A 19,484-nucleotide genomic window follows, 5' to 3' on the forward strand; every position below is an offset into this window, starting at 1 on the left:
AAGTAATAAATATAATTTTTTTAATGAAATGGTTTAGCAAAAATATAATAAGTGATGATAAACAATGATTATACGGAGAGGGTATTATTAGTGAGGGCTTCCATATCTTCCTAATGATTATTTTAATAATCCTATTTTTCATTATTGTCCTACTTTATTTTGGCATTAAAATATCACTAATTTATGACAAAACAGGCAGTAAACTTAAAGGATGTCTACAAATATTCATTTTAAGGAAAATTAAAGTATATTCATCAGATCTGCAATCATCAAATAAAGATAAAAACGAGGATAAGGATGAAGAGAAATCCAATAAGGATATAAAACAACTATTTAAAATAGCTAAACCCTGTTTTGAACATTTTAAAATATTTTTAAAATCATTTATGAAATGTATTAAAGTTCAAAAACTTGAAAATCACCTTATTTTTGGTATGGACTCATACACTGATACAGCAAAGTATATTGGATACATTTGGGGGTTCATCGTAATTGTAAATTCTTGCCATAAGAATGCGAGATTGAGTGCTGAACCTTCATTTACTGGAAGTGTTTTTGACGTAAAAGGCACTAATGAACTTGAGATAAATCTCTTAAAATTAATTCCTCCAATTCTGAAATTGATTTCTAAAAAAGAAGTGAGAACATTAATAAAAGAGGTTAGAAAATGAAAGAAAACGTGAAAAAATTCATCTCAGATATGTCAAACATTAAAATTATTACCGAATATGAATTTCATGAACTCTATGGACTTACATTCGTATTTAAGAGTGAATTTTTTCAAGTAAAAAGCCAAATAAGTTCCGTATCAATTATGCCCATCGGAATCATTTATGATGAGAATAATGAATACTACTTTGCACCGTTAGTCGATGACGTTGATGTTAATCAAGTTGTCAAAAATTATTTAGAATTTATTGATTAAATATCCTAATTATCATATAAAACACTTTCTTAAACTTTTGGAAGCGGAATATCTTCACTTTCTACAACAACCTCAACAACAAGAGGCCCTGCTAACTCTTTTTCCAATATTAATTCCAAATCCGTCAAATTATCAACCCTAACAGCATCAATTCCATAGCTTGAAGCCAATTTTGTAAAATTAGGATTATTTAAGTTGACTTGATATGGTTCCATATCATACATTGACTCTTCCCATTGTCTGATAATACCATATTCTGAATTGTTTAAAATGAAAATAATTACATTCAAGTTATTTTCACGGATTGTAGCTAATTCTTGGAGATTCATTTGGAAATCTCCATCACCATTAATCACAATTATTTTTTCACCAGTTGCAACTGCAGCACCAATAGCTGCTGGAAGCCCATACCCCATTGGAGCCATTGCTCCTGAAAACAACAATTGTCCTGGTTTTAAAGATTTTTTAAGAAGTGTTGTCCAAGTGGTATGTGATCCTGCATCTGATGCAATAATATTATTAGAGAATTTATTTAAAATTCTTTTAATAGCTGCTTGGGGTTTCAAATCTGCATCAAGACCATCTATTTTGACTTCATTCTCAATTTCTAGAATTTCACTCAACCAATTGACTTTTTTAAAGCTAATTTCAAGTAAAAAATCTTCAACTTTACCTTGAATTGGATAATCCCCAATTAAAACATCAGAATTAATATTTACATGAATCAAATTCTTAGGAATTTTAGGTAAAGTCCTTTCTGATGCTTTTATACCTAATGCAATTATGCAATCTGCATTTTCCATCGCATATTTCGCTCTGGGTGTTGCACGTATTCCCACAAGACCCAAATTCAACTCATCATATTCTGATATGATTCCTTTTGCATGAAATGTTGTGGTAACGGGGATTTGATACTTTTTAGATAACATTTCAATATTTTCTCTTTGTGAGATTGCACCTGCACCCAAAATAAACAACGGCTTTACTGCATTGTTTATTAACTCTTGAGCTTTGGATATGTTTGATAAATCATTTTCACATAAGTAGCATAATTCAAAATCATCAAAATCCTCTTCCAGTAAAACATCCTTTGATAGATTAATATGAATTGGCCCTTTTGGAATAGTTTTGAGTTCATAAATAGCTGCTCTTAAAACATAGATTGCTTCCGTCCCATTTAACGGATTGTAAGATGTTTGAGTTATGTTTTTAAAAATTTCCAATTGAGGAGTGGTTTGAAAATAATCAGTTCCCTTATATTTAAGTTCATTATCTCCAGTTAAGATAAGTAATGGAATATTATCTTTAAAAGCTGTTGCAATTGCCATTGTAAAGTTTAATGCTCCAGGAGAAGCTGTTGCAATACAAACACCAATTTTACCACTTGATCTATAATACCCATCTGCTGCATGGGCTGCTGCTTGTTCATGCCTTGTTAATACATGATTAATATTAGATTCAGATAATGCTTTGTAAACAGGCATTATTTGATCGCCAGGTATCCCAAAAATATTTTCAATTCCTTCCTCTTCAAGGATTTCAACAAATTTGTTAGCTACATTCAATCTTCCACCTCTTGATATGATCCATTATACTCGCCAGAACCATCAACTGGAAATACAACCGCTTGAGCTATCCTATCACCGGATTTAATTTTATATTCAAAATCACCATGATTGTAAATCATGAACATGAGAGTCCCATAGAATCCAGGATCTCCCACAGCTGTTTGAACAGAAACAAAAGATCTGAGAAGTGTTGACCTTGGAAGATAAAGCATAGTATATCCCTTTGGGATTTTAATTTTTCTTTTAATACTTGCAAGATATGCAGTATGAGGCTTTAAAGTATAAATATCACCTTCCATTTCTTTAATTTCAGGTAGATTCTTTTCATTATCAATTAAAGATCCACCATTCACCTGCTCATATATCTTATCTAGTTCCAAATCAATTCCAGAAGGTTGTACTAAATCAGCAAACTCCGGAAATAGCTTAACAAGTTTTTTTTCACCAAGCATTATATCAAATCCTTTTAATAATCTATTTATATTCAATACTTAATATATTTTAAATGGTGATAAAATGCCCGTAATTACAATAGCTGGAAATAATGGAATAACTATAGAAAAGAAAAGAGAAATGATAAAAAAAGTGTCTGAAGCAGTATCTGAAGCATATGACTTGCCAATAGAAGCAATAACTGTATTGGTTCAGGGTTATAACTTTGATGATATTGGTGTTGCTGGTGAATTATTAAGTGATAAAAAATAATCATTTAATTAATAGAGAGAAAATAAAAACTCTCCTTTAAATTCAAGGAAGTTTATGAATTTATTTTAGAGTAATTATCATCTATTTTTTCTATGAGTTTTAATTCCATTAGCTCATCTAAATTCTTCAATATTTTTTTATCAAAATTTTTAGAATTATATCTAATTAATGACTTTTTAATTTGATCAAATGATGTATCTTCATCTATTACATCCAGAACTGCCTGTTGAAACGGAGTTAGATTAAAAATAACTTGATCTAAAATCGATTCGTTTTCATTGACATTATCAAACGACCATGTATCATCTTTTGTTTTAACTTGGAATTTCTCTTCTAATTCAGGAATTTTATCTTTCAAAAAATCCAAGTAAGGATATGTCGCAAGACCATATTTATGCTTTGATATCTTCGCTAAGAACTCTTCATGAACATTTTTAATATCAATTTCATTCTTAGTTTTAAAATTACCTAAAACATAAACCTTATCATCAATTATACTAGTAACTCTGTAAGTGTATGTCTCATCATCAAATTCTATTTCCCTAAAAGAATTAATATCCCAATTATTATCTAAGAGAATATTTCTAACAAATTGTGCATCTTCCAAATCATCATAATATCCGAATATATACTCATCACCTGCAATTTGCTTTTTAATTACGAATGTATCAAATACCTTTGTAATGTTTAAACCATAAGCTGAATTATTTGGATTCCTTTTGAACTTTTTAATGAGATTTGTAATTGCTTGGGGAGTAAGTTGAGTTTTACTTTTTGCAAGTAAATGTAATTTTTCATCGATTATAGTTAAAACCAAATAATCATCTTCTTTTTTAACAATAGAAGATATTTTATCTAAATTCCAATCATATTGAACCAACAAATCCCTAATAAAAATGGCATCTTCATATTCAGCTATTTTAGCATATATTTTAGACCCCTTAACAATATTGAAAGAGCTTTTATTTTCTCGTAGATATTTTCTATCCATACTAATAATTTATTTATCAGATAAATATAAATTATGGGAAAATTTTAAGTTAATCTAAAATTAATGAATTTACTTCATAACTTCTTGAAACAATATAAAACACTAAAATAGCTCCATAAATCATATTTTCCTAATTTTTTAAATTTATAGCTACTTACATGAAACTAGAAATAAAAAAGATAATGAATTTTTCATAATTAGCTAATCATTTACAAAATAACTGTAAAGTTCATCCTTAACTTCAGTGCCAATTTTAAATTTGAAGTTGACAATGGGATGTTTTTTACCATCAATTTCACGGTAAAATTGCTTATGCTCCAATGGTGTTAACTTACCAATATAATAAAATTCAATACCCTCATCATTATTTTTCTGAATAAATAGCTCAATATCCAAATCTGTGTAGTTGACTATTGGACGCAATTCGGAACTTGATACTTTCCTGTTGTTTCTACTCATCCAACTAAAGAGTTGCTTTGATATAAATTGATCTTCATAGTTAATAGTTTCTGAAATGTCTTCTCTTTTGTTGTAAGTTACAAAAATCGGACAAGTATTGTACTTGACTTTATATCCACCAACATTTTGAGCATTCATAAATCTCTCCCAATTCAAAAGTCTCAAAACATCCTCTCTTGAATATTTTTCATACAATTTAAATTCATTATCATCATGGTACATGTGAGAATATTTAAAGAATGCATATCGCATAGCATCTTCAAAATGATTTAGATAAACTGGATTAAGCAGACTAGATTTAAAATATGGAGAAATCATAAATTTATAATCCTTATTATTTTCTAAATCATCATAAATTTCTTTATCAAAATTAAAGAAAATATTTTCATAATCTATGATTTCATCTTTTGAAACAAAACTTTTAACAGTATTTGCTTGATACTCATCACTGGTCTCTTTTCTATAAAAATTCATACTCAAATAGTTGATAGCATTTTTTATTGATTTAAATTGATTTGAAAGACCATATTCTTCTTTTAAATATCTTTCAACATTATTAACAGTGAAATAATTATTAAATTTAAGACAACTTAAAATAATAAGCTCATGTGGCATTATTCCTTTAATTAATTTTTTAGAAATGAATTTAAGAGATGCAACTTCAGAGTCACTTAATATGGAATTATAATCATCATCAACATAATCTAAAAAATTATGATATGAATCAAATTTAGAGTGATTTAAGATAATTTCAGGATTAAATTCACTATTGATTGCGAAATCATATAATAAAGGAATGCGACCTAACTTATCTTTTAAATTCTTGTATTTTTCTTTAAATACACTTATTTTTGAGAATGATGAATTATTAATTGACTCATATATGTGCTTTTTAGAAATTTCATCAAAATTAATTGAAGAAGGTCCTGGAATAACCTTAGTTCCTTCCATTAAGAACTTACGGATTTTATCCTTATCATAAGATCTATCTCCCGAAAGTGCAATTGGAATCATGAAATTATTCTTATAATTACCAATAAAATCAATAATAACAACATATTCTTTATTCTGATATTTTCTAAGACCCCTTCCAAGCTGCTGAATAAAGATGATTGGAGATTCAGTTGGCCTAACCAGCAATACCTGATTAATTTCAGGAATATCCACCCCTTCATTAAAAATATCGACAGTGAAAATAAATTCCAATTTATCCGGATTTTTATCATTCGTCAATCTATCAATAGCTTCAAGTCTTTTATCCTGTGAATCATCACCAGTTAAAACAGCTGACTTATAACCTCTCTTATTAAACTTCTCTGACAATAACTTTGCTTCACTTTTCCTGGAGCAAAATACTAATGCTTTTCTCCTATCACCAGAATATCCATAAAACTCTGATTTATCAATCAAATAATCAACACGCTTATCTGATGCAAGCAAATTAAAATCTGTAAACTCATCATCAATTTCACCATTATCAAAAGTGACATCACTAATTCCAAAGTAATGAAACGGACATAGCAAATCCTCCTCTAGAGCTTCTTGAAGTCTAATTTCATGAGCAATATTATTATCAAACAAATCATAAATATTGAATCCATCAGTCCTCTCAGGTGATGCAGTCATTCCAAGCCAAAATTTAGGATTAAAATAATGGAAAATTTTTTGATAACTTAAAGCACCAGCTTTATGGACTTCATCAATAATAATATAATCAAAATAATTTTTATCATATCTTGTAAACACATCCTCCTTAGACATTGTCTGAATTGTTGAGAAAAGATAATTCTTATCATAATCCTTGGAATTTCCAGACAATAACCCAAAATTTTCATGATCTTTAAAGACATTTTTATAAGCATTGATTGATTGTTTTGCAATTTGTTCCCTGTGAACTAAAAATAAAAATCTTTTAGGTTTAAAATCATTTACCGCAAAAGCAGATGCATAAGTTTTACCAGTACCAGTTGCTGATACTAAAATAGCTCTTTTTTCGCCCTGTTTAATAAGATTCCGCAAATTTTCAATAAATTGCTCCTGCATGACATTTGGAATTAATGTAGCATCCTTATTTTTAATTTCGCTTGTAACTTTCCTTAACTCAGTAAAACGTTTATTATCATTATATATTTTTTCATATTCTGAAATGACATTATCCAATTCATCAGCACTATCCCACAATGTGAAAAATTCATTTTTAATTTCAGTTAGGATTTTACCTTCTTTTAAAGAAGTAAATTCAACATTCCACTCCTTATTTATAGACAATGCATTCATTGTCAAATTAGAACTTCCAACAATGCCCTTATAAACATCATCTTTCTTAAAAAGATATCCTTTAGTATGGAATCCTTCATTTTTTTGACTGTAAAGTTTAACTTCAATATTATTGAATTCCTGAAGCTTACGTAAAGCTTTTGGTTCTGTAAAAGTTAAATAATCAGTCGTGAGAATTTTACCTTTGATATTGTTTCTTTCTAAATTTTTGAATTCCTCTAAAAGAGGAGTTAAACCACTTAATGTGATAAATGCTGAGGAGATGATAAATTCATTACAATTTTGAAGTTCATCACGAATGGAATTGATAATTTTAGTTTCTTTACTATTGCAAAGTAATTTTGGCCTAAAATCTAAACTAGAATCTGATTTTTCATCTATAAACGCAGTTTTTGCCCCATTTAAAATTTCATCCATGTTCATTTAAATCTGCTCTTTTTGAAGATGTTTGATTAATTGTTCGAGTTTTTCAATTTGAAGTTTGAACTCTTCTTCCCTTGGTGTTCCTTTAACTTTTTCAAGTTTATTTTCCAATTCAACTTTTTTACTTTTTGCAAGTTCTAATCTTTTATCACTCATACTAATCACCCATTGTTTCTTTTAAATAACCAATAATTTGAATATCTGCAGGAATCCAATTAACTGAATCCAATTCATTTTTAGTTAACCATTTTGCATCATTATGTTCTATTAGTTTTGGAGTCCCTTTCACAATTATTGATTCAAAGCAACTCATTTTAAGATAAAAAGTAGGATATTGATATTCCAAGTCTAAAACAAATTTAATGGGTTCTATTACACAATCAAGTTCTTCTTTAATTTCTCTTATAAGAGCTTCCTCTTTTGTTTCACCATCTTCTATTTTTCCACCTGGAAACTCCCACATATCAATAAACTCACCATAACCCCTTTTTGTTGCTAAAATCTTATTATCCTTTTTAATAATAGCTGCAACAACATTTAATGTTTTCATAACATCTCACCTTGACATTATATTTAGCAGCTTACATTATAAATTTTATTTTAGGAGAATAAATTGAATTTTAAAATTTATATCGCTAAAATTGATACACTTCTAAAACAACATTAAAATAACCTACATCACCATAGCTTAAAGAAAAATAAAAAAATGACTCCATTTTTAAATAAAAAATAATATCTAAAACAAAAAGCAAATAAAATAACAAAAAAGTTTTAATAAACTTACTTAAATAATAAAAGTTTTAGGAACGTGAAAAAAATGGATTTACTAACAATTTTAAGAATTATATTATTTATTTTCCTTGTAATAATCGCAATATTATTAGTTATCAATAAAGATGCAGAAAATCAGAACAAAATAAGAATAGCATTTATATTACTTGTATTGATGTTTATTGTACAGTTTTTAATTATATAATAATTTAAGCTAAAAAAAAGATAAAAAATGTTATTTACTCATTAAGAGTCCAATAACATCTTTTAGGTGAAACTATTGTTTCATCTTTTTTCAATTCTTTCATTATTTTATCTACTTCTTTTTTCTCAACACCAGATATTTCACTGACTTTTTTTGCATTTAATGGTTCTTCTGAACTTCTAAATGCTTCAATGACTTTTTCTTTATCACTCATTTTATCACCTAATTAACTTAACATCTAAAGAGACATCCTTATTAGTAAATAGAATGTTACCTCCACAATACCGACTTAAATTATAAATTTAAACCGTTAATATTTTTTGCTTACTTAACTTTTAAATGTTTGTAGATTTAAACGCCTTGCATAGCAACACAAACACTATCATAAATACTATTTTTATTTAATAAAATTATAATATGATTAAAAACATAAAATGTACATAATAATTTGATTTAAGGGATATAATGAGCAAATATTTCAATTTTGAAAATAAAGAACGTGACATTCCATATTACAATCATAATCCACAGCTCTCAAAAAGTGCATGGATTGTATTATTATGCTGCATACCAATATCTTTCTTAGTTTATGCTCTTTTTGAAGAAATATCTGAATTTCTCGCAAGTTTTATATTCTGTACAGTTCTACTCGTGCCTTTAATGTACTATTCCGATTGGAATTTATCATTAATTCTTCATAAACCAACAAAAAATGAAATTAAACTTGCAATACTTCTTTTTGTTAGTTATCTCATCTATGCACTAATTATAGGTGAAGCCATAGATATTTTTTTAAAAATTAGTACAACAACATCTAGTGGACTTACAGTCAATGTAGAATCTCTGATTTCACTAATATTTTCAATGATGGGAGAGGAATTAATTAAATTCATTCCATTTGTATTTCTAATGAGATTAGTTTATAAAAGTACAAATAATCGTAGATTCTCAATCATAATATCCACATTTATTGTTTTGATATTCTTTGGACTCCTGCACTATGATTTTGAAACACCCATTATTTCACTGCTCTTGCTCCAGGGACTTGGATCAATATTTGAGTTTTACGGATATATTAAAACTAAAAATTTATTCGTACCCTATTTAAGTCATCTATTAACCGATGGAATAATTTTCATATTAATATTATTTGGATTGTGATAAAATGATAAGAGATAAACGTTTAAATGCATTAGCATCATTGATAATTCCGGATTAGGTCAAATATTAAATGGTAAAGATAAAAGAGGTATAAAACTTCTAATTGTAATGATTTTACTTCATATAGTGATTTATTATGCTTTAAATAATATGATGGGAAGTGGGATTTCAACATTATATCATCTGTATGCTGCTTATGATGCATACAAAACCTATGAACTTAATTAATTAATGTATATCAGTACATAATGTTAACTGTTGAAATTGTGATATTAAATCATTAAATAAAAAATAGCTTTAATAATTTAACAATAAATTTATTAAATTATCAAATAATTAAATCCAAAATTAATAATTCAAGTGAGAGAAATTATTCCTCACTTGGCTTAAGTTTTGTTAAGAAAACAGATGAAACTAAAACTGAAATAATAATTATTAAATCAACTACAATTTCAAATGTCTGAGCACTTGTGAACAATTGTACAATACCAATAACCCACATAATTATTAAAACACATGGTAACAAATATTTAATTACAAACATCCACTTTTTACCGACAATGAAAGAAGAGCGTTCATTTAAAACTGGTAAAAAGTTCTCCACACCGTAGAACCATGCAAATATTATACATTGAACACCAATTAAAAGTAAAATCCCAAATTCATTTACAAATGAATCAATAATACCAACCATATAACTACTGATTCCAGTTGTTAACAGAATGGAAAATGCACAACCTATGATTGATAATACAGTAGCTGCTTTTTTACGAGACCATCCAAGTTTTTCTGCAGTCGAACTTAACATTGGTTCTAAAAATCCTAAAGCTGAAGTAATACCTGCAAATAATATTGCTAAAAACAACATTGGAGCTATGATACGGCCAATTGGCCCCATGACATTGAAAACCATTGGAAAAACAACAAATATCAAACTAGTACCTTCCGCAATTAGTTCAACCATAGGTATTCCATTCATATAAGACATATAACCTAAAATTGAAAATACACCAAATGCAGTGCAAATTTCAAAAATAGAGTTTGAAAATACTACAATCAATACATTATCAATTAATTTTGAGTTATCAGGCAAATATCCTGCATATGTGACTGCAATAGCCTGCCCCATACTTAATGAAAAAATAATTTGTGAAAATGCTGCAAGCCAAATATTCACATTAAAAAGACTATTCCAATCAGGATTTAAGAGAGTATTCACTCCAATCATTGATCCGGGAAGTGTTAATGAATAAACAATGATAAATCCCATGATTATGAATAATAAAGGAATAAGTACTTTAGACACACGACCAATACCCTCATCAACATCCCTATAAGATATAAACCACACTGAAATCCATAATAATAACACAGCAATTGTGGTAGGAATTAATAAGAAACTTATATTAGTAAGATCAGAGCTTCCACCCACAGTATTTATAAAATAAGATGCAGTATCAGTTCCCCAATTAAATGTAAAACTACTAAATAGATATACTAAATCCCAACCTAGAATTACAAGATAATAAATAACAACAATGAATACAAATAACACCAAAATCCAAGCAATTATCTCAAACTTAGGCTTAATTTTCTTCAAAATCTTCGAAAAGGAATCCTTAAATGAGAATCCCACACCATATTCTAAAATTAAAAAAGGAATTCCCATAATAGCTATTGCAATAAGATAAGGGATAAAAAATGACCCCCCACCATTAGAATAAAGCACATAACTGAAACGCCATATATTCCCAAGACCTACTGCTGCACCAATCATTGCAAAAATAAATGATATGGATGAATTCCATTGCGGTTGTTCAGACATACATAATATTTTATGAAAATATATATAATAAACTTTACATAAAAAAATTGTAATGAACGCATTTGATAAATTTTTAATAGGTGAAACATCATCAATAAATTGGTGTTTTGAAAATCGTCATTTCAATGAACGATTACAAGACAATGGAATATCTAGAGAATACATTGTTGATTGCTTAATGGACGAGGACCCAATTAAATATGAACATGTTGAGAATAACATGTATGCTGCAGTATATGATGCTCCATCAAATAAAGATTATAAAGAAATTAGAATCATAATGGCGATTAATGGAAATTCGATTGACCTTGTAACTATAATGAGAAATAACGAAACAACAACTGAACGACAAAAAAGACAATATCAATCAAAAAAACATAAAAATATAGAAAAGAAGAGAATAAAAGCTATTTCAAAAAGAAAAGGGTAATTGATAAATTATTCACCACTAATAAATTAATTATACCATACCCTACTACTACAGTTACACCATATTTTCTAATTTACTTGTGAAATGTTTTTATCAAAATTCAATTCTGAGTAATAACACAAGAAACTACATCAATACATTCAAACTGAAGACTTCATAATGTTTTTAAATAATGAATATAGTCAATGAATAAATTCATAACTCCTGAATATTATTCTTCAATTTCAGCACCATCATCATCACTGAATAGTTGATTTAACATCCATTCAGAATCATACTCCTTAATATCATCATATCCTTGACCCATACCAAGGAACATTATTGGCTTTTTAATTACATAACCAATAGAAAGTGAAGCTCCACCTTTACTATCTGCATCAGCTTTAGTTAATATCACACCATCGATATCAATAGCTTCATTAAACTTTTTAGCTTGTTCAGTTGCATCATTACCTGTTAAAGCATCTCCAACAAATATTACTAAATCAGGTTTTGAAACTCTCTTAATTTTTTTCATTTCATCCATAAGGTTAGTATTAGTTTGCATTCTACCCGCAGTATCAATTAAAACTAATTCTTTTCCTTGTGCACGAGCATGTTCAACAGCATCAAATGCAACAGCAGCAGGATCTGATCCTTTTTGGTGCTTAATGATTTTAACACCAACATTGTCAGCATGATAAGTTACTTGTTCAATAGCTCCCGCCCTAAAAGTATCTGAAGCAGCAATAACTGGAGTATAACCTTTCTTCATATAAAAATTAGCTAATTTACCAATTGTTGTTGTTTTTCCAGTACCATTAATTCCAACAAACATTACAACTAATGGTTCCCCTTCAGCTTTTTTAGCTTCAATCATTTCAGTCATGGATTTGCCCGGAATGCTAATGATATCTGATACTGCATCTTTTAGTGCTAAAAAGGTATATTCAGTAATATCATTACTTCTTTTAATTTTTTTACCTACAAGGTTTTCTTTCACACTTTCCACAACCTCACTAGCTACTTCCATTGCAACATCCCCTTGCAAGAGTTCCATTTCAAGTTCAAATAAAATATCATCCACATGTTTTTCCTGAATGGTTTTTTCACGAACAAAAGAAAATAATCCTCCAGTAGATTCCCCATCAACAGAATTATCTTCTTTTTTATCTTTATTCCTGTTCCAGAAGTGAGATTTTTCTTCTTCCTCTTGAGGCTCTTCAGCAGCATCAATTTCATCGGAAATTTGCTCAGTGTCTTCCTTGGATGAATCTTCTTTAGTGTATGATTGTTTTAATCTACCAAATAATCCTTTTTTTTCTTCTTTGACATCTTTATGAACTTCTTCATCATCTAAATCTTCAATATCTTCCTCTTCAATATCCTCAAATATATCTTCTTTAGTTGATGATTCCCTAATCTTTGATAACAATCCTGATTTTTCTTCTTTATCTTCTTCAGCAGGTTCTTCCTCATTAACTTCCACTTCTGATATATCAAGCTCTTTTTTAACATCTTTTTTAGTATCCTTAACTTCCAATACATCAGATTCTTCTTTAACATCTTCAACTTCAGGAAGTAACTCAGACTCATCTTTTTCTACTTTTTCTTTTCTTTTTCTACCAAATGAAAAGAAAGAAAATCTTTTACCAGATTCTTCTTGAAGATTGTCTTCTTTTTCTGCTTCTTCAATGAGTTCCTCTTCTAACTTTTCACTTGTACGTGAAAATTTCTTTTTTAATGATTCAAACAAAATTAACCCAACCTTTTAGTTAGTTAAAAATTTTAATTATTAATTATTTATATTCTTTATAATATTTAAAAAAATAAGAATTTTAGTTAGTTTATATAAAAATAAAAAAATGTCAACAATATTTCAAATCATTGAAAAAAAATAGTGCATAGAATATATAAAAAATAAAAAAATAAGTTGGAAAAATTATCCCATTTGGGTCATTTTTCCTTGAGCCGCTGCTGCAATTTGTTCAGCTTGAGCTTGAAGACTACCAATAATATCAGTACATTGTTGTAAATTAGCTAACATTTTGTCTAAACTATCAGTTAAGTCTTCTTTTTGCCCGTTTAAGATTTCACGAGCACCATCAGCATCTTTTTTAACAGCAAGTCCTGCTCCAATACTTACAATAATTTCATCAGTACTTTTAAGTTCTCCTTTAACAAATGAACCAGCACCAACAGGTACAAAAGCTTCAACAGACTCTTTACCTTCAATATCACTTAAAGTAGAGAATAATGCTTCAACTTCAGCCATGGATCCTCTGATTAATTCAATTTGTTGTTGAATTAAATCAGCTTGTTGCCTGTATACATTAATTTCGTTAAGAAGATTGTTTAATTTTTGCTGATCTTCCATAGTAACACCTTCAAAAGTGTCTATAAAATTTCTTTTACAATTGGGTCAACGACATCTTCAGGAGCAATTTCTACAATTTCTGAAATAGAAATTTGATTCCTGTTAATACTGTGTTTACTTCCGAAACGTTCGTAGATTTTTTCTTCGATATCTGCTTCACAAGTAGCTTTGAATTCTTTAGTGAACTCATGATACTCATCGCCCATTACAAAAGTACCTTTAACTCTGTAAATTTTTGTTATCATATAAAATCCCTCAAGATATATTAATTAAAAATCATCATCTAAAAAGCCTAATGCTTCTTCAACTCTAGCCATTTCTGGACCAGTACTGTCCTTAGCGACAATTGCTCCTTTTGAATTAGCAATGGAACAAGCCCCAACTAAAGAAATACCTCTTCCAACAGTACCAATATTCCCTTCTACACCAAATACTTCTTGAGCAAAACTAATTTCAGATTGAACAGCATTTGAACTTATTAAAAATCCTTTATTTGTAACCTGAATCATAGATCCAATGATGTCACTTCCAACCATAGAAGTAGATTCAACATCCACATCTAAAGTTTCTTCAATAATGCTAATTGCTTCTTTGGATAAAAATGGACTTACGATAGCACCTTTGTCATTTGCTGCAACGATATTGCCTAATGCAGTGTATTGACCTGGTACAGTAGCAACATTAATACCTAAATCTTCAAACTGTTTAATTTCCCTATCTAAGACATGTGGTGAAACAACCATTCCTTTTGAATTAGCTACAGCTAAAGATCCTATAAGACTACATCCAGAAACAGATGATTTAATAACATCAACGTCCAATGCTTCCTTAATAATATCCGCTTTTTCATCTAAAAGATTATAAGGAACAATAGCAAAGTCATCAGTTGCTAGGATAAAAACACCAATGTTTGGATTTCCTACGATATCTACTCTTTTTAACATATTGTTACCTCATGTTACTCAATAGTATGGTAGTGAACAAAGCTATTCTGCTAAAGTAGCTGTTACAACACCATCATCATCTTTAACTGCTTTTACAGTAATCTTAGAAGGTATTTTTTGGATACCTCTTTCCCAAATAGCATGATTGATTGATTCATCAATTTTGACTTCTTCAGCTTTCATGTGTTTAGTTAAGAAATTTTTAACTTCCCTAATAGCTCTAGGAGCTCTGATAGTTCTTTTAATTTCTTTAACATTTCTAAGTGGAATTGTGTAAACTCTTTCCATAATAACCCCTCATTATAATTTAAGACTATTCCTTCTCCAATGTCTAGGTTTTGGTCTGTATCTAAGTTTACGGTTAGTTTTAGCATAAGCCCAGATTGGAATTCTCCTATTTTGTTTGTTTGCTTTTGCCATTCTTAATTTTTTAGCTAATGGTTTATTTCTACTCATTTTCTCACCTGTAATACATATAATAATTATTTTTTATATCCAATAACACGAGTTTGATAATGTTCTGGGAATATATCCAATGAATTTCCTCCTTTTTCATCAATCAAAGTTCTTATCTCAACTTCAAAATCAGAACTATTGTCCTTATTTGACTTCTCATGAGAGATTTCAAATAAACTTGAAGTTATTAACCTAACAGATTTGTGTCCAAAACTATCAAGATTAATATACTGAACATCTTTACGATCTTCAAGACTTTTGATTTGATTAATATTCAATTTAGGAGTTCTATCATCTCTCCTTGTCCCATCTGCAATAATATCAAAATCATCTGCAAGCTTTTCAACAGTTTGAGCATGAATAAATTTAATTCCATCATTTGGAAATCCATCATCCATAATCATGTCACAAGTTTTATCCAAAATGTCATAATCCATTTCTAAGACATTATGTTTAAAACCTAATGCTTTAGCAGATTTACTTGCCGGAATATATGAATCGTAAACACCAAAGTTTGCAGTACATAGTTCTACATCAAGACCTAATCTTTTAAGCATTACTGCTACAAAAGATGAATCTTTACCTCCACTATATAATACTCCAACATTCATTAATATTATTTCCTTGTAATTTTAATTTCTCTTTTTTGACCAGCAATTTGTCTTAAAAGAACTTTAAGCTGTTCATCAGTTACTTTTCCTCTTAAACTTCCAGCCTGTGCTGACTGAATCAATTGAAGTTCAATTTGATTAACAAGTTCAGGTTTGGTTAATTTAAGATTAGATAACCTATTACGAGCTTCAGAAGTCATAATTTGAGCAATAATTTGTTTTTTCTGAGATTCAAATTTTGCTTCTGCTTCTTGCTGTTGTGCTTGAGCCATAGCTTGTTGTTGTGCTTGATTCTGCATAGCAGCTTGTTGAGCTTGTAATTCAGCCATTCTTTTTTGACGAATTTCATCTAAATTGCTCATATCAAACTCTCCAAAATATAATTAGTATTTTTCAAGACCAGGAACATCTTTAATGATTTCAGCAGAAATTTTATCTAAAAATGATCTTCCTGCTGGAGTAACAACTCTTCCACCTTCAACTTTTTCAACAAGTCCTGCATCTTCTAATTGGTGTAATGCGGTTCTAATAATAGATCCACTACCTTTTTTAAATACTTCAGGACGTACACCACGGTCTTTTTTACCACCGTAGAAAGTTCTTAAACTCATAACTCCCACTGGACCGTCCATATATACTCTTCTAATAATGGAAGCAGCCCTTACATACCACCAATCTACGTTTTCAGGTTTTCTTTCTTTGTGAACACCAGTTTTAACAAAATTGGACCATGCAGGGGAATTGATTTTATCATTATTTTTAAATTCATCTGCGACTTTTTCAATTAATAAATCTGCAGGTACATCAAATACAGTAGTCATATTAATTCTCCAATATTCTATTAAATAATTGTAGCTTAATCCACTGTAAATTTAAGACCTAAAAAATAGGGCCCGTAACTCTAAATTTATAATGTTTAAGGCTTTTTTTTATAAATTACAGCGACATGTCCTCTAACATCAATAAGCTTAGCTCTAGTTTGAGAGACAATATCATCTATGAATTTATCTTTATCTCTAGCGATATTTTTTGCAAATTTAAGTTTGACAAGTTCATTAGCAGTAAGCTGGCGTTTAATTTCTTCAATAACATTTTCATTAATACCATTTTTACCAATGTTAATTGTCATAGCGGAAAGAGCTCTATTCATCATTTCTTTTTTTGATTGACTCATATTTTGCTCTCCTTTTATCTTTCTTTTCCTTATGATATGGAATTTTCATTACATGACCGCATTCACCACAAAAAATGTTAACTTCAGAATTAACTAGCCGGACGGTGCAATTGCGACCAGGTGAGAGGAAACTTTTACAATTTTTACAATATCTTCTGCTCCATTTTTCAGGAATTTTAGTATTGTATTTAGTAGATAATTTTAATGCAAGTTCCACATATCTGTTGGATCTTTCAGGATGGCTGATGAACTCCATCTCTGCACGGTTGAAAAGAATTTCCATTCTTTCCTTAGCTATTTCAATCATCCACTTTGGTCTTTTTCCTCTACTCAAAATATCCTCTCTTTTATGTAGGATATAATATTCATGATTGGATTAAAATGATTTGCGCAAATTAAAACAAAAACCATAGTTAAAATTTAACCTTAGGTTAATATGAATATTAAGATTAATTATATTTATTAACATTAATAAATGTTTGTATATTTATATAAAAAACAACTTTTAAAAAAATAATATTTTATTAATTTTCTTTCATTACAACTTCAATACCTCTAAAAAATTAAACTTTAAAAAATTAGTAAACCTGAAATTATTTTATTATGAATTTCACCTCAAACCTCATATATAACAAAGAATTTAAATTAAAAACATTAAATATATACCCATGGTTATAACAATATTATAACTCATAAGAAAATTTATTGAATAAAACAAGGATGGATTAATATGAGTGATTTCGAAATTTTAAAAGAACAATTATTAGTTATTTAAAATCAACACCTAATCATAATATTCCAAAAATATTCTTAGATGATTTTTTGTATTTTTAAGTTTTTTAGGAATATCAGATGGAGTATTAGATGATAATGAAGTTGCATTTATGGAATATATTTTTAATTCAACTTGGACAAAAGGAGAGTTATTTTCCATGATGGAAGTAGCATTAGAAACTGACCTTACTTGGTTACCACGGTCTTTTATGATACTTCATGAATTAGATGAATTTAGAAAAAAAGAACATAATTCTAATATTAAATAAACTGAATTATTATTCATGGATTATGAAATGATAGGTAAATTATTCATAGCAGTAGATGGGAATATTGACCAAGCTGAAGTAAAGATGTTGAATAATTATATGAAAATATTAAGAAAAAATTTAAACGAATTTAAAATAATAGGATACTCCTCATTTGTTCATTCTCTTAATTCGAAGATGATGGAATGGGAGATAATTCTAATTTTTCAAGTACTTCTCAAGATTCAATTTATCAAAATGGACAAACATATGAGGAAGAAAATGAAGAGGAATTATTATAATAATAAAGAATATTTTTTCAATTTTGAAGAACTTGATGCAGCAATTGTGTATGTTGAAAAAATACAAAGGGAAGCTATGTGGAATAATATGTCTAATGAAAGTAAAGACGAAATAAATAGCATCATTGATGATGTAATGACAAAAGCAGGCTATACAAAAAATAGAAGATAGTAAAATAAATAATAGTTAATTTCTGAAAGTTGAAAAACCATATTTTAATTTTAAATATATTTATTTTCACTTTCTTAAATTACTTATTTTCTCTAAACACATTAAAAGTAATAAATTTTTATATATTGCCAGTATACTAACTCTCTTGAATCATTGCTAGAATACCCTTCGCTCCTCGAGTAACCCTCGAAACTGGCAGCCTATCCAATGCTGGGTTTCTTCTAATCATAGACAGTATCAACTTTCCTCATAAAAGGACCGAAGGCATTGGTCAAAAAATGATACGACAATAATAATTATATAAAAAATAATATTTAACTATTTCTTAAATTTACAATAAATAATCAAAAAAGAATTTTAAAATATTAAATAGTTATTAAACTAAGAAAAAGTAGATTTGGAAGTTTATAAATATAATGAGCTTGCAGCGAAATGAAATTCCCATAGAAAATACCATAGTACACAAACAAAACACAAAAGGACTTCACTACTGGGATCGAAACGAGACCAGGTATAAACTCCCATGCTATGACCGCAAAACTCACTACAATACAATGAAAATAACAAAATAAATAAAGTAAGTAAATAATTAAGTAATAAATGTAATATAAAGAAAGGCTTGCAGCGAAAGGAAATTCCCATAGAAAATACCATAGTACACAAACAAAACACAAAAGGACTTCACTACTGGGATCGAAACGAGACCA

26 protein-coding genes and 1 rRNA gene are annotated in these 19,484 nt (G+C 28.7%); 7 read left to right on the plus strand and 20 right to left on the minus strand.

All coding sequences use genetic code 11. The features are described 5' to 3' along the window. Positions 1-113: 113 nt before the first annotated feature. Positions 114-671, plus strand: a complete 558-nt coding sequence (locus ACR0P1_RS04905) for a DUF2953 domain-containing protein (RefSeq protein WP_432645302.1) — start codon at positions 114-116, stop codon at positions 669-671. Beyond that, positions 668-925: a hypothetical protein gene (locus ACR0P1_RS04910; RefSeq protein WP_432645303.1), complete on the plus strand. Its 258-nt coding sequence runs from the start codon at positions 668-670 to the stop codon at positions 923-925. The genes ACR0P1_RS04905 and ACR0P1_RS04910 overlap by 4 nt, the downstream gene beginning before the upstream one ends. A 29-nt stretch (positions 926-954) precedes the next feature. On the opposite strand, the gene ACR0P1_RS04915 is transcribed toward ACR0P1_RS04910, so the two are convergent. Both ACR0P1_RS04915 and ACR0P1_RS04920 read right to left on the minus strand, forming a co-directional pair. Continuing rightward, positions 955-2,490, minus strand: coding sequence for a thiamine pyrophosphate-binding protein (locus tag ACR0P1_RS04915; protein ID WP_432645304.1), 1,536 nt, complete (start codon positions 2,488-2,490; stop codon positions 955-957). After that, positions 2,487-2,945: a dCTP deaminase gene (locus tag ACR0P1_RS04920; protein WP_432645305.1), complete on the minus strand. Its 459-nt coding sequence runs from the start codon at positions 2,943-2,945 to the stop codon at positions 2,487-2,489. Before ACR0P1_RS04920 ends, ACR0P1_RS04915 begins: the two co-directional genes overlap by 4 nt. Before the next feature lie 64 nt (positions 2,946-3,009). Between ACR0P1_RS04920 and dmpI the strand changes: the two genes are divergently transcribed. After that, positions 3,010-3,198, plus strand: coding sequence for a 4-oxalocrotonate tautomerase DmpI (gene dmpI / locus ACR0P1_RS04925; RefSeq protein WP_432645306.1), 189 nt, complete (start codon positions 3,010-3,012; stop codon positions 3,196-3,198). A 52-nt stretch (positions 3,199-3,250) separates the two neighbouring features. Here the strand turns inward: dmpI and ACR0P1_RS04930 are convergent, their stop codons facing one another. From ACR0P1_RS04930 to ACR0P1_RS04950, 5 genes are all read right to left on the minus strand, one after another. Continuing rightward, entirely contained in the window at positions 3,251-4,189 is a 939-nt protein-coding gene (locus ACR0P1_RS04930) for a hypothetical protein (RefSeq protein ID WP_432645307.1), read from the minus strand. Positions 4,190-4,390: 201 nt separating this feature from the next. Continuing rightward, the gene (locus ACR0P1_RS04935; RefSeq protein WP_432645308.1) at positions 4,391-7,348 is read right to left on the minus strand and encodes a DEAD/DEAH box helicase; all 2,958 of its coding nucleotides are present in this window, start codon (positions 7,346-7,348) and stop codon (positions 4,391-4,393) included. Beyond that, complete coding sequence (locus ACR0P1_RS04940) at positions 7,349-7,504, minus strand: hypothetical protein (protein ID WP_432645309.1); 156 nt, start codon at positions 7,502-7,504, stop codon at positions 7,349-7,351. 1 nt (position 7,505) lies between these two features. Further along, entirely contained in the window at positions 7,506-7,898 is a 393-nt protein-coding gene (locus ACR0P1_RS04945) for a (deoxy)nucleoside triphosphate pyrophosphohydrolase (RefSeq protein WP_432645310.1), read from the minus strand. Between the two features lie 460 nt (positions 7,899-8,358). Continuing rightward, positions 8,359-8,538 carry a MarR family transcriptional regulator gene (locus ACR0P1_RS04950; RefSeq protein WP_432645311.1) on the minus strand — a complete coding sequence of 60 codons (180 nt, stop codon included), beginning with the start codon at positions 8,536-8,538 and terminating at the stop codon, positions 8,359-8,361. A gap of 251 nt (positions 8,539-8,789) precedes the next feature. Between ACR0P1_RS04950 and ACR0P1_RS04955 the strand changes: the two genes are divergently transcribed. Further along, on the plus strand, positions 8,790-9,485 hold the full coding sequence (locus tag ACR0P1_RS04955) for a CPBP family glutamic-type intramembrane protease (RefSeq protein WP_432645312.1): 696 nt from the start codon (positions 8,790-8,792) through the stop codon (positions 9,483-9,485). A 370-nt stretch (positions 9,486-9,855) separates the two neighbouring features. Here ACR0P1_RS04955 and ACR0P1_RS04960 read toward each other — a convergent pair whose 3' ends face one another. Beyond that, positions 9,856-11,310: a sodium-dependent transporter gene (locus tag ACR0P1_RS04960; protein WP_432645313.1), complete on the minus strand. Its 1,455-nt coding sequence runs from the start codon at positions 11,308-11,310 to the stop codon at positions 9,856-9,858. A 52-nt stretch (positions 11,311-11,362) separates the two neighbouring features. Here ACR0P1_RS04960 and ACR0P1_RS04965 point away from each other — a divergent pair, with 52 nt between their 5' ends. After that, complete coding sequence (locus ACR0P1_RS04965; RefSeq protein WP_432645314.1) at positions 11,363-11,740, plus strand: DUF4258 domain-containing protein; 378 nt, start codon at positions 11,363-11,365, stop codon at positions 11,738-11,740. A 211-nt stretch (positions 11,741-11,951) separates the two neighbouring features. On the opposite strand, the gene ftsY is transcribed toward ACR0P1_RS04965, so the two are convergent. The 11 genes from ftsY to ACR0P1_RS05020 form a co-directional block, all read right to left on the minus strand. Further along, a complete protein-coding gene (ftsY, locus tag ACR0P1_RS04970) occupies positions 11,952-13,475 on the minus strand; it encodes a signal recognition particle-docking protein FtsY (protein ID WP_432645315.1) in 1,524 nt (507 codons plus the stop codon). A gap of 186 nt (positions 13,476-13,661) precedes the next feature. Next, entirely contained in the window at positions 13,662-14,096 is a 435-nt protein-coding gene (gene pfdA, locus ACR0P1_RS04975; protein ID WP_432645316.1) for a prefoldin subunit alpha, read from the minus strand. 20 nt (positions 14,097-14,116) lie between these two features. Then, a complete protein-coding gene (gene rpl18a / locus ACR0P1_RS04980; RefSeq protein ID WP_432645317.1) occupies positions 14,117-14,341 on the minus strand; it encodes a 50S ribosomal protein L18Ae in 225 nt (74 codons plus the stop codon). Positions 14,342-14,365: 24 nt separating this feature from the next. Next, positions 14,366-15,040 (minus strand): translation initiation factor IF-6, encoded by a 675-nt coding sequence (locus tag ACR0P1_RS04985; RefSeq protein ID WP_432645318.1) that lies wholly within the window; start codon positions 15,038-15,040, stop codon positions 14,366-14,368. A 42-nt stretch (positions 15,041-15,082) separates the two neighbouring features. Next, entirely contained in the window at positions 15,083-15,328 is a 246-nt protein-coding gene (locus tag ACR0P1_RS04990) for a 50S ribosomal protein L31e (RefSeq protein ID WP_178786903.1), read from the minus strand. A gap of 12 nt (positions 15,329-15,340) precedes the next feature. Beyond that, entirely contained in the window at positions 15,341-15,496 is a 156-nt protein-coding gene (locus ACR0P1_RS04995) for a 50S ribosomal protein L39e (protein WP_004032463.1), read from the minus strand. Positions 15,497-15,522: 26 nt separating this feature from the next. Continuing rightward, positions 15,523-16,107, minus strand: a complete 585-nt coding sequence (locus ACR0P1_RS05000; protein WP_432645319.1) for a DUF7411 family protein — start codon at positions 16,105-16,107, stop codon at positions 15,523-15,525. A 5-nt stretch (positions 16,108-16,112) separates the two neighbouring features. After that, entirely contained in the window at positions 16,113-16,469 is a 357-nt protein-coding gene (locus ACR0P1_RS05005) for a DNA-binding protein (RefSeq protein ID WP_432645320.1), read from the minus strand. Between the two features lie 21 nt (positions 16,470-16,490). Next, complete coding sequence (locus tag ACR0P1_RS05010; protein ID WP_432645321.1) at positions 16,491-16,928, minus strand: 30S ribosomal protein S19e; 438 nt, start codon at positions 16,926-16,928, stop codon at positions 16,491-16,493. 95 nt (positions 16,929-17,023) lie between these two features. Beyond that, positions 17,024-17,281 (minus strand): YhbY family RNA-binding protein, encoded by a 258-nt coding sequence (locus ACR0P1_RS05015; RefSeq protein ID WP_432645322.1) that lies wholly within the window; start codon positions 17,279-17,281, stop codon positions 17,024-17,026. Next, positions 17,250-17,615, minus strand: a complete 366-nt coding sequence (locus tag ACR0P1_RS05020) for a ribonuclease P protein component 4 (RefSeq protein WP_432645323.1) — start codon at positions 17,613-17,615, stop codon at positions 17,250-17,252. Before ACR0P1_RS05020 ends, ACR0P1_RS05015 begins: the two co-directional genes overlap by 32 nt. A 550-nt stretch (positions 17,616-18,165) precedes the next feature. Here ACR0P1_RS05020 and ACR0P1_RS05025 point away from each other — a divergent pair. Together ACR0P1_RS05025 and ACR0P1_RS05030 are read left to right on the plus strand one after the other, a co-directional pair. After that, positions 18,166-18,324: a hypothetical protein gene (locus ACR0P1_RS05025; protein WP_432645324.1), complete on the plus strand. Its 159-nt coding sequence runs from the start codon at positions 18,166-18,168 to the stop codon at positions 18,322-18,324. Positions 18,325-18,585: 261 nt separating this feature from the next. After that, complete coding sequence (locus tag ACR0P1_RS05030; protein WP_432645325.1) at positions 18,586-18,777, plus strand: hypothetical protein; 192 nt, start codon at positions 18,586-18,588, stop codon at positions 18,775-18,777. A gap of 419 nt (positions 18,778-19,196) precedes the next feature. Here ACR0P1_RS05030 and rrf read toward each other — a convergent pair. Continuing rightward, positions 19,197-19,317: ribosomal RNA gene (rrf, locus tag ACR0P1_RS05035) — 5S ribosomal RNA — on the minus strand. Between the last annotated feature and the right edge of the window lie 167 nt (positions 19,318-19,484).

The sequence above is a fragment of the Methanobrevibacter sp. genome (assembly GCF_050872065.1).
GTDB lineage: Archaea > Methanobacteriota > Methanobacteria > Methanobacteriales > Methanobacteriaceae > Methanocatella.

What these genes read in the sequence shown, in the direction of transcription:
- ACR0P1_RS04960 (WP_432645313.1), bottom strand. Translation starts at nt 11,310, where the DNA reads ATGTCTGAACAACCGCAATGGAATTCATCCATATCATTTATTTTTGCA.
- ACR0P1_RS04910 (WP_432645303.1), top strand. Translation starts at nt 668, where the DNA reads ATGAAAGAAAACGTGAAAAAATTCATCTCAGATATGTCAAACATTAAA.
- dmpI (WP_432645306.1), top strand. Translation starts at nt 3,010, where the DNA reads ATGCCCGTAATTACAATAGCTGGAAATAATGGAATAACTATAGAAAAG.
- ACR0P1_RS04940 (WP_432645309.1), bottom strand. Translation starts at nt 7,504, where the DNA reads ATGAGTGATAAAAGATTAGAACTTGCAAAAAGTAAAAAAGTTGAATTG.
- ACR0P1_RS04965 (WP_432645314.1), top strand. Translation starts at nt 11,363, where the DNA reads ATGAACGCATTTGATAAATTTTTAATAGGTGAAACATCATCAATAAAT.
- pfdA (WP_432645316.1), bottom strand. Translation starts at nt 14,096, where the DNA reads ATGGAAGATCAGCAAAAATTAAACAATCTTCTTAACGAAATTAATGTA.
- ACR0P1_RS04955 (WP_432645312.1), top strand. Translation starts at nt 8,790, where the DNA reads ATGAGCAAATATTTCAATTTTGAAAATAAAGAACGTGACATTCCATAT.
- rpl18a (WP_432645317.1), bottom strand. Translation starts at nt 14,341, where the DNA reads ATGATAACAAAAATTTACAGAGTTAAAGGTACTTTTGTAATGGGCGAT.
- ACR0P1_RS04950 (WP_432645311.1), bottom strand. Translation starts at nt 8,538, where the DNA reads ATGAGTGATAAAGAAAAAGTCATTGAAGCATTTAGAAGTTCAGAAGAA.
- ACR0P1_RS04995 (WP_004032463.1), bottom strand. Translation starts at nt 15,496, where the DNA reads ATGAGTAGAAATAAACCATTAGCTAAAAAATTAAGAATGGCAAAAGCA.
- ACR0P1_RS04945 (WP_432645310.1), bottom strand. Translation starts at nt 7,898, where the DNA reads ATGAAAACATTAAATGTTGTTGCAGCTATTATTAAAAAGGATAATAAG.
- ACR0P1_RS04985 (WP_432645318.1), bottom strand. Translation starts at nt 15,040, where the DNA reads ATGTTAAAAAGAGTAGATATCGTAGGAAATCCAAACATTGGTGTTTTT.
- ACR0P1_RS05000 (WP_432645319.1), bottom strand. Translation starts at nt 16,107, where the DNA reads ATGAATGTTGGAGTATTATATAGTGGAGGTAAAGATTCATCTTTTGTA.
- ACR0P1_RS05015 (WP_432645322.1), bottom strand. Translation starts at nt 17,281, where the DNA reads ATGAGTCAATCAAAAAAAGAAATGATGAATAGAGCTCTTTCCGCTATG.
- ACR0P1_RS04990 (WP_178786903.1), bottom strand. Translation starts at nt 15,328, where the DNA reads ATGGAAAGAGTTTACACAATTCCACTTAGAAATGTTAAAGAAATTAAA.
- ACR0P1_RS04920 (WP_432645305.1), bottom strand. Translation starts at nt 2,945, where the DNA reads ATGCTTGGTGAAAAAAAACTTGTTAAGCTATTTCCGGAGTTTGCTGAT.
- ACR0P1_RS05030 (WP_432645325.1), top strand. Translation starts at nt 18,586, where the DNA reads ATGAAGAGGAATTATTATAATAATAAAGAATATTTTTTCAATTTTGAA.
- ACR0P1_RS04930 (WP_432645307.1), bottom strand. Translation starts at nt 4,189, where the DNA reads ATGGATAGAAAATATCTACGAGAAAATAAAAGCTCTTTCAATATTGTT.
- ACR0P1_RS05005 (WP_432645320.1), bottom strand. Translation starts at nt 16,469, where the DNA reads ATGAGCAATTTAGATGAAATTCGTCAAAAAAGAATGGCTGAATTACAA.
- ACR0P1_RS05025 (WP_432645324.1), top strand. Translation starts at nt 18,166, where the DNA reads ATGGAATATATTTTTAATTCAACTTGGACAAAAGGAGAGTTATTTTCC.
- ACR0P1_RS04935 (WP_432645308.1), bottom strand. Translation starts at nt 7,348, where the DNA reads ATGAACATGGATGAAATTTTAAATGGGGCAAAAACTGCGTTTATAGAT.
- ACR0P1_RS05010 (WP_432645321.1), bottom strand. Translation starts at nt 16,928, where the DNA reads ATGACTACTGTATTTGATGTACCTGCAGATTTATTAATTGAAAAAGTC.
- ACR0P1_RS04905 (WP_432645302.1), top strand. Translation starts at nt 114, where the DNA reads ATGATTATTTTAATAATCCTATTTTTCATTATTGTCCTACTTTATTTT.